General features: G+C 57.6%; 12 protein-coding genes and 1 pseudogene. 6 read left to right on the forward strand and 7 right to left on the reverse strand.

Translation table 11 applies throughout. The features are described from left to right. Positions 1 to 8 precede the first annotated feature (8 nt). The gene (locus PMI29_RS14695) at positions 9 to 443 is read right to left on the reverse strand and encodes a YhcB family protein (protein WP_007998221.1); all 435 of its coding nucleotides are present in this window, start codon (positions 441 to 443) and stop codon (positions 9 to 11) included. 144 nt (positions 444 to 587) lie between these two features. Between PMI29_RS14695 and PMI29_RS14690 the strand changes: the two genes are divergently transcribed. The 3 genes from PMI29_RS14690 (at position 588) to zapE (ending at position 3798) form a co-directional block, all read left to right on the forward strand. Further along, entirely contained in the window at positions 588 to 1232 is a 645-nt protein-coding gene (locus PMI29_RS14690; RefSeq protein WP_033052395.1) for an alpha/beta hydrolase, read from the forward strand. Between the two features lie 24 nt (positions 1233 to 1256). After that, positions 1257 to 2612 (forward strand): tryptophan--tRNA ligase, encoded by a 1356-nt coding sequence (locus PMI29_RS14685; protein WP_007998224.1) that lies wholly within the window; start codon positions 1257 to 1259, stop codon positions 2610 to 2612. Between the two features lie 91 nt (positions 2613 to 2703). Further along, a complete protein-coding gene (zapE, locus tag PMI29_RS14680) occupies positions 2704 to 3798 on the forward strand; it encodes a cell division protein ZapE (protein ID WP_007998226.1) in 1095 nt (364 codons plus the stop codon). A gap of 90 nt (positions 3799 to 3888) precedes the next feature. On the opposite strand, the pseudogene PMI29_RS0130130 reads toward zapE, so the two are convergent. The 5 genes and pseudogenes from PMI29_RS0130130 to PMI29_RS14660 all read right to left on the reverse strand — a co-directional run bounded on the left by PMI29_RS0130130 (position 3889) and on the right by PMI29_RS14660 (position 10402). Next, positions 3889 to 4872 (reverse strand): annotated as a pseudogene (locus tag PMI29_RS0130130) (asparaginase). Positions 4873 to 4949: 77 nt separating this feature from the next. Further along, a complete protein-coding gene (locus PMI29_RS14675) occupies positions 4950 to 6143 on the reverse strand; it encodes a hypothetical protein (RefSeq protein WP_007998231.1) in 1194 nt (397 codons plus the stop codon). 16 nt (positions 6144 to 6159) lie between these two features. After that, on the reverse strand, positions 6160 to 7047 hold the full coding sequence (locus PMI29_RS14670) for a nitrilase family protein (RefSeq protein ID WP_007998233.1): 888 nt from the start codon (positions 7045 to 7047) through the stop codon (positions 6160 to 6162). A 207-nt stretch (positions 7048 to 7254) separates the two neighbouring features. Further along, on the reverse strand, positions 7255 to 9201 hold the full coding sequence (locus PMI29_RS14665; protein ID WP_007998235.1) for a flavin monoamine oxidase family protein: 1947 nt from the start codon (positions 9199 to 9201) through the stop codon (positions 7255 to 7257). A 205-nt stretch (positions 9202 to 9406) separates the two neighbouring features. After that, entirely contained in the window at positions 9407 to 10402 is a 996-nt protein-coding gene (locus tag PMI29_RS14660) for a GlxA family transcriptional regulator (RefSeq protein ID WP_007989851.1), read from the reverse strand. Positions 10403 to 10548: 146 nt separating this feature from the next. Here PMI29_RS14660 and PMI29_RS14655 point away from each other — a divergent pair, with 146 nt between their 5' ends. Next, a complete protein-coding gene (locus tag PMI29_RS14655) occupies positions 10549 to 11685 on the forward strand; it encodes an acyl-CoA dehydrogenase family protein (protein ID WP_007998237.1) in 1137 nt (378 codons plus the stop codon). A gap of 104 nt (positions 11686 to 11789) precedes the next feature. Here the strand turns inward: PMI29_RS14655 and PMI29_RS14650 are convergent, their stop codons facing one another. Further along, entirely contained in the window at positions 11790 to 12830 is a 1041-nt protein-coding gene (locus PMI29_RS14650) for an NADP(H)-dependent aldo-keto reductase (protein WP_007998240.1), read from the reverse strand. A 245-nt stretch (positions 12831 to 13075) separates the two neighbouring features. Here PMI29_RS14650 and rplM point away from each other — a divergent pair, with 245 nt between their 5' ends. Both rplM and rpsI read left to right on the forward strand, forming a co-directional pair. Next, entirely contained in the window at positions 13076 to 13504 is a 429-nt protein-coding gene (gene rplM / locus PMI29_RS14645; RefSeq protein ID WP_003228062.1) for a 50S ribosomal protein L13, read from the forward strand. A gap of 14 nt (positions 13505 to 13518) precedes the next feature. Then, complete coding sequence (gene rpsI / locus PMI29_RS14640; protein ID WP_003228056.1) at positions 13519 to 13911, forward strand: 30S ribosomal protein S9; 393 nt, start codon at positions 13519 to 13521, stop codon at positions 13909 to 13911. The last annotated feature ends 233 nt before the right edge of the window (positions 13912 to 14144 follow it).

The following is a 14144-nucleotide window of genomic DNA, read 5'->3' on the forward strand; positions in this document are numbered from 1 at the left end:
AAACCTGATTACTTCTTCAGGCCATAATGCTCATCGAGCATGCCCGGCGCATTCGGGGCTTTCGGTGCGTAGTCGCGAGGCGGCTCCTGATCGCGCGGTGGTGTCAGGCGTTCACGGGGTGCCTGCGCCGCATCGGCGTGCAGGGAGGCCAGCAGGCGTTGGCGAGTCTGTTCGTCCAGGGCCAGGCGGTTGGCGCCCTCGGCGAGATGGTCCTGCACTTCCTGATAGCTCTGAGTCAGTTTCTTGACCAGTGTCGCGGTGCTGTTGAAGTGGGTCACCACCTCGTTCTGATAACTGTCGAAACGTTCCTGAATATCGTCCAGCTGACGCTGTGTACGGCTGGGCGCGGCGTTCGGTGCAACGCGAGCGATCAGGAACCCAATGGCGACACCCACAACCAGGGCAAGAGTCGGTAACAACCAAACTAAGAGCGAGTGTTCCACGAGTCCTTCCTCTATAAACGGCTTTGCTTTACGTTAACGGCTCGAACCTGCGCTGTATACCGCGATTCACTCGCAATAGACAGCCACAGACAATTTGCTAGACGAGTCGACCCGATTCGAGGTCACGGAGTTCCTTCCTTGCTTATGCGCGAAACCCCTGTAGTGATTGATGGCCCGGTCGGCCAACTGGAAGCACTGCTTCTGGAAAACAACAGCCTGGACAACGAACAGCCGCGCGGCCTGGCGCTGATCTGCCATCCGAACCCGGTGCAGGGCGGCACCATGCTCAACAAAGTGGTTTCGACCCTGCAGCGCACTGCGCGTGACGCCGGTTTGATCACCCTGCGTTTCAACTACCGTGGTGTCGGCGCCAGCGAAGGCACCCACGACATGGGTACCGGTGAAGTCGATGATGCCCAGGCTGTCGCCGAATGGTTTCGCGCAAGACACCCGGAGTTGCCGCTGACCCTGTTCGGTTTTTCCTTCGGCGGTTTTGTTGCAGCAAGTCTCGGCGGACGCCTTGAGGCCAAGGGCGAGCAAATCAAGCACCTGTTCATGGTCGCGCCGGCGGTCATGCGCCTCGGTGATCAGGACCAACTGCCGCAACAGGGCGAACTGACCCTGATTCAGCCGGAAACCGACGAAGTGATCGATCCACAAGTCGTTTACCAATGGTCCGACGAGCTCGAACGTCCCCATGAGCTGCTGAAAGTGGCAGAATGCGGACACTTTTTTCATGGCAAGCTGACCGATCTCAAGGATCTGATCCTGCCGCGTCTCTCGAATTGATTGCAGTCTGACAAGCGATTACCCATGACGACTCGTACCCGTATCCTCACCGGCATCACCACCACCGGCACGCCGCACCTGGGCAACTACGCTGGCGCCATCCGCCCGGCGATCGTCGCCAGCCGTGACAGCAATGCCGATTCGTTCTACTTCCTGGCCGACTACCACGCCCTGATCAAGTGCGATGACCCGCTGCGCATCCAGCGCTCGCGTCTGGAAATCGCTGCGACCTGGCTGGCCGGTGGCCTGGATGTCGACCGCGTGACCTTCTACCGCCAGTCCGATATCCCGGAAATTCCCGAGCTGACATGGCTGCTGACCTGCGTCGCCGCCAAGGGCCTGCTCAATCGCGCCCACGCCTACAAGGCTTCGGTGGACAAGAACGTCGAGACCGGTGAGGACCCGGATGCCGGTATCACCATGGGCCTGTACAGCTATCCGGTGCTGATGGCTGCGGACATCCTGATGTTCAACGCGCACAAGGTGCCGGTCGGTCGTGACCAGATCCAGCACGTGGAAATGGCGCGGGATATCGGCCAGCGCTTCAACCATCTGTTTGGCCAGGGCAAAGAGTTCTTCACCATGCCCGAGGCGTTGATCGAAGAGAGTGTCGCTACGTTGCCGGGCCTGGATGGCCGCAAAATGTCGAAGAGCTACGACAACACCATTCCGCTGTTCAGCAGCGCCAAAGAGTTGAAGGACGCGATTTCGCGGATCGTCACTGACTCCCGCGCGCCGGGCGAAGCGAAAGATCCGGATAACTCGCACCTGTTCACCTTGTTCCAGGCGTTCGCCACCCCGGCGCAGGCCGACGAGTTCCGCAGCGAACTGTTGCAGGGCCTGGGTTGGGGCGAGGCGAAGAATCGTCTGTTCCAGCTGCTGGACAGTGAACTGGGCGAGTCCCGTGAGCGCTACAACCAGCTGATCGAGCGCCCGGCGGATCTGGAAGACATCCTGCAACACGGCGCGAAAAAGGCCCGTGCGGTGGCGACGCCGTTCCTCAACGAACTGCGTGAAGCGGTGGGCCTGCGCTCCTTCGTTGCCCAGACCCAGGTGGCGACGACCATCAAGAAAAAAGCCGCGAAAGCTGCGCGTTTTGTCAGCTTCCGTGAAGACGACGGCAGTTTCCGCTTCCGTCTGCTGGCGGCCGACGGCGAGCAACTGCTGCTGTCGCGCAACTTCGCCGACGGTAAAACCGCAGGCCAGGTGACCAAGCAACTGCAATCGGGTCAGCCATTGGACGTGCGTAACGAAGACTTGAGCTTCAGCGTCTGGCTGGAAGGCGAGTGCGTTGCCGACAGCCCGGCCTTTGCTGACAGCGCCGCCCGCGATGCTGCCATCGAGACCCTGCGAGTTGCCCTGACGCCGGTTCAGGAATAAATCAGCGGCTTGGCCCGACCAAGGGCCGATTGCCATTCCTCCGGGCCGTCGCTACAGTGTCGGCCCGTTTTTGTTGCCTTGCTAACGAATTATGACGCCCCTAGAACGATATCAAGCTGATCTGAAACGCCCGGAATTCTTCCATGACGCCGCGCAGGAAACCGCCGTGCGTCATTTGCAGCGCCTGTACGACGACCTGGTCGCGGCTGAGCAAAACAAGCCGGGCCTGCTGGGCAAGTTGTTTGGCAAGAAGGATCAGACCCCGGTCAAGGGCCTGTATTTCTGGGGCGGCGTAGGCCGCGGCAAGACTTACCTGGTGGACACCTTCTTCGAAGCGCTGCCCTTCAAGGAAAAGTCCCGTACGCACTTCCACCGCTTCATGAAGCGCGTGCACGAAGAGATGAAAACCCTGGGCGGCGAGAAAAACCCGCTGACCATCATCGCCAAGCGTTTCGCCACCGAAGCCCGGGTAATCTGCTTCGATGAATTCTTCGTTTCCGACATCACCGACGCCATGATCCTTGGCACCCTGATGGAAGAACTGTTCAAGAACGGCGTGACCCTGGTCGCGACGTCGAACATCGTGCCGGACGGCCTGTACAAGGACGGCCTGCAACGGGCGCGCTTCCTGCCGGCCATTGCGCTGATCAAGCAGAACACCGAGATCGTCAACGTCGACAGCGGCGTCGACTATCGTCTGCGTCACCTCGAACAAGCCGAGCTGTTCCACTATCCACTCGACGAAGCCGCCAACGAAAGCCTGCGCAAGAGCTTCCGTGCGTTGACACCGGAATGCACGGCGGCGGTCGAAAATGACGTGCTGATGATCGAGAACCGTGAAATACGCGCCCTGCGCACCTGCGATGACGTGGCCTGGTTCAACTTCCGTGAACTGTGCGACGGCCCGCGCAGCCAGAATGACTACATCGAACTGGGCAAGATCTTCCACGCCGTGCTGCTCAGCGATGTTGAGCAGATGAGCGTCACCACCGACGACATCGCCCGACGCTTCATCAACATGGTCGACGAGTTCTACGACCGTAACGTGAAGCTGATCATTTCTGCCGAAGTCGAATTGAAGGATCTGTACACCGGCGGTCGCTTGAATTTCGAGTTCCAGCGAACCCTCAGCCGACTGCTGGAAATGCAATCCCACGAATTCCTGTCCCGGGCGCACAAGCCGTAAGACAAATCGGAAAATAAAAAAGGCCTGCGATTGCAGGCCTTTTTTGTCAGAGCAAATCCTCTGCCCACAGATTTTTACATTGTTTTGAAGTCAAATGTCTTCGTTGAGATACTGCGCAAGCTCGTGCTGCCGTTGGCAACCAAGCAGCAGCCAAAGCAGAATTCTGGCTTTTCGCGGACATAGAAAGCCCGCCATCGATGCCCCCTTGCGCATCAAGTCCATTTCACCACCGCCAAAACCGTAAGAGGCACGTGCGGTGGTGCCGGAGCCGGTTCGGGTCGCAATGATCACGGGGATTCGTTCGGCAACATGTTCAATCATTGTCGCCCAGCGCTGCGAGATGTGGCCGGCGCCGAAACCGCCGATCACCAGCCCGTCGTAATCGAGTGCGAGAATATTTTCCAGTAGCAGGGTGTCGGCCGAAAGTGAGGCCTCAAGCAGCGCAACCTTCTGTGTGGTCTGTTGCGGCAACGGTAACACCGTGCGCGGCCCCGGCGGGCGCAGGTAGTGAACACGGTCTTCCAACAGTAGGCCCGCGGGCCCCACGACCGGAGAGGAAAACGCCTGCAATGCCAGCGAATCGGTTTTACGTACGCTGCACGCTTGATGAATCTGTCCGTTCATCACGACCTGGACACCGCGCTGCCGACTGTTCTGCGCCAAGGCAACGCGACATGCATCCAGCAGATTGGCCGGCCCATCGGCACCTGGCTGCGCTGCGGAACGCATGGCACCGGTCAGCACCAAGGGGGTGTCGTAGGGCCACAGGTAATCCAAAAACACCGCGACTTCTTCGAGGGTGTCGGTACCCTGGGTAATTACGACACCGACAGCGCCCTGTTTGACCTGAAACTCAGCCTAGGACAATACGTTCAGCAAAAACTCGAAATCCAGGGACGCACTGGGCAGCAGGCCGAGGGTCTCGACGGTGACTCCGGCCAGTGTCGTCAGTTCCGGTATGGAAGTCAGCAGGGCTTCGCCGCTGACGGTAGGGATGACACCTTCACCGGCATTGCTCGCTTGCATGCTTACTGTGCCGCCAAGTGCCGCAATGGACAGTTTGGGCAGGTCCATGGGATACCTCGCTTGTTTGTAATGAAAAGTGGCTGTATCCGCTTTTGAGGCCGCTATACAGCCGAATGGCTGGAGCATTAATCAGCGATCAGAAAACCGATCAGCGGCACGATCAGCAGTGTGCTGATGGCCATCGACAGTACATTGGCGATGTAGGCGTGCATGTCGACCGGTAATTTCCTGGCAATCACACAGGCCAGCGGTGGTGCGAGCAATGCCCCCAGCAGTGCACTTGAGACGATAATCTGCCAGCTGCCGCCATACGCCAGTATCGCCGCGGGCACCACTGAAACCAGCGGGATGTAAGTGGGATACCAGCCGCGCAACATCCATTGTTGACGCCAGATCAGCACGCCGATGGCCGAGGCCAATGCCTGCGCGCCGATGATGTGCAGCAACAGGCCCGATCCGTACGCGGGGCTTGAAGGGTTCAAGCTGTACGCCAGCAATGCACCCAGTATCAGGCCAAGGCTGGCCAGCTCATTGCCGAAGAACGGTGCTTCGGAAAAGTCCGCCAGAATCCGGCGCAGGATCCAGGTAACGCCATAGTCGGGCGCCTTGGCGGGGGCGATCGAAGCGGGTGGCGCTTCCGACGACCTGGATTTCACCAGGTTCGGCCAATAGCGGCAGAACAGAAACGCCAGGACGCTGGCAACCGCCATGCCCAGTACATTGCCAATCACAGCAGGCAAGGCCAGCGGTTGGCACACGTAGTTGACGATCAGCAGGCACATCGGTGTGACGAGTACGGCGCCCATGAGTGCGCCGTTGATCGTGACCCTCCAGCCTCCGCCAAACATTAGCACCATCGCCGCTGGCAGCGAGACGAATGCTACGAATGTGGGCTGCCAGGTTGTGGCTGTCACCGTCCAGCCCCACAGCAGATTGCTCAGCAGCAGCCCGAGCAACGAACTGGTGACCAGCCAGGGCCAAAGTCCTGTTCCATAGGAGATGGCAAACCCTTGCCAGGATTTCCCCGTTCGATTCGCCCAGTAAGCCAGATAAGCGCCCGCCAGCAGGCCGATCGAAGCGAACTCGTGCTTGTAGAAAGCCACCTCGCTGATGTCACCTAACACCCAACGCAACCAAGCACTCGGTTCGGGTAGCAGCGATACCATGTCGCCGTACCCGGGCCAATTCGCTCCCCAGAAAGTCCGGTTGCTGAAAGAAAGCCAGACAATCAGCAGTGTCGTGCCGATCATTAGCAGTACGACGGCTGTATCAATCGGTGATTTGCGCGATGGTTGGTTTTTATCGGTTGTAACTTCCATGCGATAGGCCTCCTGATCAACGTGGGAGGCAAGGGTGTTTGGTGTAGCCGAGCATCTGATCGTAAAGATCGGCTCGGCGATCGCGATGCAGATCGTTCAGGTTGTTCCAGATGGGCGCACTGCGGGAGCTGCTCAGGTCAACATCGGCAAACAGGATTTCCTGCCTGTCTGCCGAAGCCACGGCGTCAATCGGCCAGCCGTTGGTTCCGGCAATCAACGAGCAACCCAGGTAGCGCGCGCCGCGCTCCTCGCCGATCCGGCTGGCGGCAGCGATAAACACGTTGTTGACGTGAGCGGCGGTCATCGTCAGATACGACGCCATGCACTTACCGGCATCGTCGAACAGCGGCGGCGGTGTCCAGACCCAGTTGTTCAGGCTGCAAATGATGTCTGCGCCTTGCTGGGCGAGGATCCGTGGCACCTCCGGGAACCAGATGTCCCAGCAGATCAACAGCCCGATGCGGCCGATCGGTGTGTCGAAAACCGGGAAACCCAGGTCGCCTGGGGTGAACCAGAGCTTCTCCAGATTCCACAAATGGGCTTTGCGGTACTTGCCGATAAAACCGTCTGGTCCCACCAGAACGCCGGTGTTGAAGAGTCGCATGCCGTCGCGTTCGGCCAGACCGGCCACGAGGTAAACGTTGTGTTCTCGGGCGAAGTCGATCCAGCACTGCACGCTTGGCCCGTCGGGAACCGCTTCGGCATGGGCGAAGGCATCCTGTCGATTGCTGAAGAAATAGCCGGTATTGGAAAGCTCGGGCAGAACGATGAGATTCGCACCGCCGTTTACCGCTTCAAGCGCCAATTCCAGGCTGCGACGCAGATTACCTACACATTTCTCGATGCCGACTTGTGGATCGAATTGCACGACTGCTACACGAACAGGGCTTGTTGGCTCAGTCATTCCGTCGTTCCTCTTTTTATTGTTTTTCAAGCTGTTAAATGGCGTGTGTATAAGAGGGGAATCAGGAATGGGGTGTAAGTCAGCTACTTCCGTTTAGGTCGTAGTCCTTGTCCTAAAATGGATCAGAGTGATATTTGATGGCAGTGGGCAGCCGGTGCGAGGGGTAGAGCCATGTATTGCGTGCATGGCTCTGGAACGGGGGTGTGATCAGATTTTGAGTTGGTAGTGCGGGTAGTCGCTCAAGGAAAATCCGCCATTGAAGGTCGCGGCGGTTTTGTTGCAGATATGAATCACCGCATCGACAGCACCGCGAAAACATGGCTCCGTCCAACCGGCATCGACGGAAAATGACTCGCCGGACAAATACAAGCCTGATACATGAGCAAGGTCCCGGTTGTACTTCATCAGGCTGACGGCATCGTAGTAGGAGCCCGGTCGGTAAAGCTTGGCACAGCCCAGCGCATTTTCATCAGTGATCCAACGCTGAACCACCGCTTGATCAATGCTGATGTAGGGAGAGATTTTTTCCTGGATGTTGGCAGAGTTCATGAGTATGCGATCCAGCTCTTCGGCGCATTTTGATACCAACTCCGTATCGCTGAATGCGGCGAGCTTGGTTGCGTCATCTTCCCAGGTATAACTCAGCAGGATGCAGTCATAGCTGTAATTGTCGTTGTAGCGGTAGGTATAGACATCGTGGATAAAACTGTCGGTTACGATGGCTTGCGGGATGTTTTTGTTTTTCGAGAGAAATGATTTTTTCAGTGGTGCAAACACTTTGCAGCTAGTTTCCCAGTGTGCGGTTTTGTAGGCGTTAATCGTCTCGAAAGGAAGCATCTCCCGGGTGAAACTTTCGAGCTTGATACGAGTTTCAATCAGCCAGGAGGGTAGTGTCATGATGACCGAGTCAAAGTCATCAAATTGCTCCTGGATTTGCTCGGGTTGACTGTGTTTCCAGTTGTAATAGACGCGTATTTTTTGATTGGTCAGCTTTTCCAGTTTTGTGACGGATGAGTCGGTGAGAAGCCCATTGCTTCTTTCGAGGCAATGTTCGTAGATGGACTTTCCGGTTTCGTCGGTTTTCATAAACAGCAGGCATTCGTCCAAAGCGGCGAGGCCGATGTAGCGGGGCCTGTCGAAACTCTGCCCCATTGAGTCAAAAACGGCTTCGCTATTCAGGTAGGGCGAATCCAGTGGATCGCCGTTTGAGTCCACTCGACCATGGATCAGTTGCAATTGGCTGCTGAAACCGAAAATCGCGGTACGCAGAGGGTAGAGGCAGCAGATGTCGTAAAAAGCTCCCCAGCTACCGTCACCTATACCTATCGCGTAAAAAATTGCGGACTCTTGCGCAGACATTCCCATTCCGCCGAAATCCCCGGGTGAGCGGGCATCCCAAGCTTTCAGTGCTGGCATGCTGACCAGATCGCGGAACGAGACACTCTCGTATTTTTCAACGATAGAAGCCCATATGGCTTCCCATTCCTGGCTCGCATAGAGCTCAGCAACGTGGCGGGTCATACGATCGGCAAAGGCTTTCCACTTGGAATAAACCTTTTGCAATTCATCACCGGGAGGTGGTGTGACGCCGTCTTCGTTTTTCCATATCAACATTTGCGGCGCCGATCCGCCGCCCATGCTGCCCTCCCGGAGATAGATGCCTGTCGAGTTAACCCATTGGCTACCGGGGTTGGCGAAGTCTGAAAACGCCAATTCAAATTGATTGGCGTAGTAAGCCATCAGCGACCGACCTCCTGTCGGTGGCTCATCCGCCCGGTTGAAGAAGGGCATGCGCATTGCGCCCATTTCAAACGGCGTATGGCTTGCTGCCGCGTTTCGGCTACCGGGAACGGTCAGATGCCTGCCGCCGATGCGTCTGGATTGTTCGATGAGAGTGATATGGGTAAAACCGCAGCGATAGAGTTCTCTGGCGGCGGTCAGGCCGGTGACGCCGGCGCCGATAATGCAGATTTTATGTTGCGGGTCAGTTGCCCTGGCGATGCCGTTTTCCTGTTCTACCAACGCGCGATAGTCAAAGCACAAATCCGGCGGATTGGGAAAGCGAGCCGCCCATTTGTTTTTAGCCGAGCGCTTTGTTCGGGCGGCCTCCTTGGCGATGTATGAAGGGTAGTTGTAGCTTGATCCGATAGTCATGGTTGATCTTCCCTGATGGTGTTTGCAGGGAAGATGTTGAAGTTTTTTAAGGGGCTGCGTCTGTGGGCAGGGTTGGGTTCTCCGGCGCTCTGTATTCTGCTTTTTGCGTAGGAAATGCACCGCGAAAGAACTGCGTGGCCGGAGCAAGATTCAATGTGGAAGCGAGTAGGCCCGCTCCCACATTGGGTTTGTGTTGGGCCTGGATCTACGCAGCTTGCTGAAACTGCTGCCGGTACTGGTTCGGCGACAACTCCGTGTGCTGGCGGAACAACCGGGCGAAGAAGCTCGCATCGTCGTAACCGACTTCGTAGCTGATGGTCTTGATGCTCTTGCGACTGCCGGACAGCAAGCCCTTGGCGGTTTCGATGCGCAGGCGTTGCAGGTAATGCAGCGGTTTGTCACCGGTGGCGGTCTGGAAGCGGCGCATGAAGTTGCGGATGCTCATGCCGTGTTCGCGGGCGACGTCTTCGAAACGGAACTTGTCGGCAAAGTGTTCTTCGAGCCAGTGCTGGATCTGCAGGATGATCACATCCTGGTGCAGCTTCTGCCCGCCAAAACCGATACGTCCTGGCGAGTAACTGCGCTGTACCTCATACAGAATGTCCCGCGCTACGGCTTGGGACACATTGGCGCCGCAGAAGCGCTCGATCAGGTAAATGTACAGGTCGCATGCCGAAGTGGTGCCGCCGGCGCAGTACAGGTTGTCGGCATCAGTCAGGTGCTTGTCCTGATTGAGTTGAACCTGGGGGAAGCGTTCGGCGAAGGCATTGAAGAAGCGCCAGTAAGTGGTCGCCTCCTTGCCATTGAGCAGCCCGGCTTCGGCCAGCCAGAAAACCCCGGTCGCCTCGCCGCACAGTACGGCGCCGCGCGCATGTTGCTGGCGCAGCCAGGGCAGGACTTGCGGGTAACGTTTGCAAAGGCTGTCGAAATCGTCCCAGAACGCAGGAAGAACGATGATGTCGGCGTTTTCCAGTCCGCCATCCACCGGAATCAACACGTCGCTGAAGGTGCTGACCGGTTTGCCATCGGGGCTGACCAGGCGGGTTTCGAACGCCGGTGTCAGGCCCTGGCCCAGCTGTTTGCCGTAGCGCAGGCTGGCGAGATGGAAGAAATCCTTGGCTTGCAGGAGAGTGGAAGCGAAAACCCGGTCAATGGCCAGGATGCTGACGCGCCGCAGGGGCGTGGAGGCTTGGTTAGACATAATTCAACTTTATTTTTATAGGGGGAAGTGGTCACCAGACGGCTGGATCGTCTTATTTTTTGTCGGATGTGTCCAGTGTCCTGTATCGGAAGCGAGGCATAGTCTCTGAAGGTCAACTCCTTCTAAAAACAAAGAAAAGGTGCCGCATGATCCCCAGAACCCTGTTCAGTTCCGAGCACGAGCTTTTCCGCGACAGCGTGCGAACGTTCCTCGAAAAGGAGGCGGTGCCGTTCCATGGTCAATGGGAAAAACAAGGCTATATCGACCGCAAACTGTGGAACAAGGCAGGGGAGGCGGGGATGCTCTGCTCGCACTTGCCGGAAGAGTACGGCGGTCTGGGGGCGGACTTTCTCTACAGTGCGGTGGTGATCGAGGAAGTGGGGCGACTTGGCCTGACCGGCATTGGTTTTTCCCTGCATTCGGACATCGTGGCGCCGTACATCCTGCATTACGGCAGTGAAGCGCTGAAGAGGAAGTACCTGCCGAAACTGGTGTCCGGCGAGATGGTTACCGCAATCGCCATGACTGAACCGGGCGCCGGTTCCGATCTGCAAGGGGTGAAAACCACGGCCGTGCTCGATGGCGATGAATACGTGATCAACGGCTCCAAGACCTTTATCACCAACGGCTACCTGGCCGATCTGGTGATCGTCGTCGCCAAGACCGATCCGAAGGCCGGTGCGAAGGGCACCAGTTTGTTTCTGGTGGAAGCCAATACGCCAGGTTTCGACAAGGGCAAGCGCCTGGAGAAGGTCGGGATGAAAGCCCAGGATACCTCGGAGCTGTTCTTCCAGGACGTGCGTGTGCCCAAGGAAAACCTGCTGGGCCAGGCCGGGATGGGGTTTGCCTACCTGATGCAGGAGTTGCCCCAGGAACGCCTTACCGTGGCCGTTGGCGGGCTGGCTTCAGCCGAAGCGGCGCTGCAATGGACGCTGGACTACACCCGCGAGCGCAAGGCGTTCGGCAAGTCGATCGCGGATTTTCAGAATACCCGGTTCAAGCTGGCGGAGATGGCCACGGAAATCCAGATCGGCCGGGTCTTCGTCGACCGCTGCCTGGAACTGCACCTGAAAGGAAAGCTCGACGTGCCGACGGCGGCCATGGCCAAGTACTGGGGCACTGACCTGCAATGCAAGGTGCTCGATGAATGCGTGCAGTTGCACGGTGGCTACGGATTCATGTGGGAGTACCCGATTGCCCGGGCGTGGGCGGATGCGCGGGTGCAGCGGATCTATGCCGGGACGAACGAGATCATGAAGGAGATCATTGCGCGGTCGCTTTGATCTGAGTTGGGCAGGCCAGACGCCATCGCGGGCAAGCCCGCTCCCACAGGTACAGCGTAGTCCTTGTGGGAGCGGGCTTGCCCGCGAATGGGTTTAGAGATCAATCAAGGTGCCGGATTCGGGTGATCCTTGTGAATCGCCTCGATCCCCTCCAGCACTTCCTCCGACAACTTCAAGTCGAAACTGGCGATGTTGCTTTCCAGTTGCTCCATTGTGGTCGCGCCAATGATGTTGCTGGTCACGAACGGCTGCTGCGTCACGAACGCCAGGGCCATTTGCGCCGGGTCCAGACCGTGCTCGCGAGCCAGAGCCACGTAACGGCTGCAGGCAGCTTCAGACTGTGGGTTGAAGTAGCGACTGAAGCGGCTGTAGAGGCTCAGGCGAGCTTTTGGCGGGCGGGCGCCACCTTCGTACTTGCCGGACAGGAAACCGAACGCCAGCGGCGAGTAGGCGAGCAGGCCGCATTGCTCGCGGATAGCGATTTCCGCCAGACCGACTTCAAAACTGCGGTTGAGCAGGTTGTACGGATTCTGGATCGACACGGCGCGCGGCCAGCCTCGGGCTTCGGCCAGGGCCAGGAAGCGCATGGTGCCCCACGGCGTCTCGTTGGACAGGCCGATGTGGCGGATCTTGCCGGCCTTCACCTGTTCGTCGAGCGCTTCGAGGGTGTCTTCCAGCGGGGTCAGGTTGGCTTCGATCTTGTGCTTGTAACCCAGTTGCCCAAAGAAGTTGGTGCTGCGTTCCGGCCAGTGCAACTGGTACAGGTCGATGTAATCGGTCTGCAGGCGCTTGAGGCTGGCGTCCACGGCTTCGGTGATGTGCTGTCGATTGTGCCGAAGGTTCTTGTCGCGGATGTAGTCGATGGTGTTGCCGGGGCCGGCGATCTTGCTGGCCAGGATCCAGTCGGCGCGGTCGCCGCGGCTTTTGAAGTAATTGCCGATGTAGCGTTCGGTGGTGGCGTAGGTTTCGGCCTTGGGCGGCACCGGGTACATCTCGGCGGTGTCGATGAAGTTGATCCCGGCGCTCTTGGCCCGCTCAATCTGGGCGAAGGCGTCTGCCTCGCTGTTTTGCTCGCCCCAGGTCATGGTTCCGAGGCAGAGGGCACTCACGTTCAGATTGGTTCGGCCTAGCTGGCGATAGTCCATCGGGTGCTCCTTGGGCAAAACAATCATAAAAGCAGGTTGAATTATTTTTCGCAATCTGCATAATTGCGCACCTCTTTCTGCAGTGGAAGTGATGCGCCGCCGCCGAAGAATCTTGCCGTTGAACGGACGCGCCGACCCGAGCCCCCGAAAGCGTCTGTATCCGGCTGCCTTTGACTTGTCAAAGTACGCACTATTCAGTAAGATCCGCCGTCTAATTTACAGGGCGGCCCCTGAGGCTATAAAGAATGAAAACTTTTACTGCTAAACCGGAAACAGTAAAGCGCGACTGGTTTGTCGTCGACGCTGCTGGTCAGACCCTGGGTCGTCTGGCCACCGAAATCGCGAGCCGTCTGCGTGGCAAGCACAAGCCTGAGTACACTCCTCACGTTGACACCGGCGACTACATCGTCGTAATCAACGCTGAGCAGATCCGTGTTACCGGTGCTAAAACCACTGACAAAATGTACTACTCCCACTCCGGTTTCCCGGGCGGCATCAAGTCGATCAACTTTGAAAAGCTGATCGCCAAGGCCCCTGAGCGCGTGATCGAGACCGCGGTCAAAGGCATGCTGCCTAAGAACCCGCTGGGTCGCGACATGTACCGTAAGCTGAAAGTCTATGCGGGCGCTGCACACCCTCATACTGCTCAGCAGCCCCAAGAACTGAAGATTTAACGGAATAGTTCATTATGTCGGCGACTCAAAATTACGGCACTGGCCGTCGCAAGACCGCAACCGCACGCGTTTTCCTGCGTCCGGGTACTGGTAACATCTCCATCAACAACCGTTCGCTGGATAATTTCTTCGGCCGCGAAACTGCCCGCATGGTAGTTCGTCAGCCGCTGGAATTGACTGAGACTGTCGAGAAGTTCGACATCTACGTCACCGTGATCGGCGGTGGTGTAAGTGGTCAGGCTGGCGCAATCCGCCACGGCATCACTCGCGCTCTGATGGACTACGACGAGACTCTGCGCAGCGCCCTGCGTAAAGCCGGCTTCGTAACCCGCGATGCTCGTGAAGTTGAACGTAAGAAAGTCGGTCTGCGTAAAGCGCGTAAGCGTCCGCAGTACTCGAAGCGTTAATTCGCTTTCACGTTCAAAAAAGAACGCCCAGTTTCCTCACGGAGCTGGGCGTTTTTTTGTGCCTGCGATTTATCAAAGAATTGCGCTGTGACAACTTGCCACATCCGTAGACGCCCTATACTACAAGGCTTGGGGGTGATGGGTTCCGGTAATTACCTTGTCAGAATTGGGGCTTTTCATTACCATTCGGCAAAATTTTTATAAGTACACAGATTTACTTAGTAGATGCCTGA

This window comes from Pseudomonas sp. GM49, assembly GCF_000282355.1.
Taxonomy (GTDB): Bacteria; Pseudomonadota; Gammaproteobacteria; order Pseudomonadales; family Pseudomonadaceae; genus Aquipseudomonas.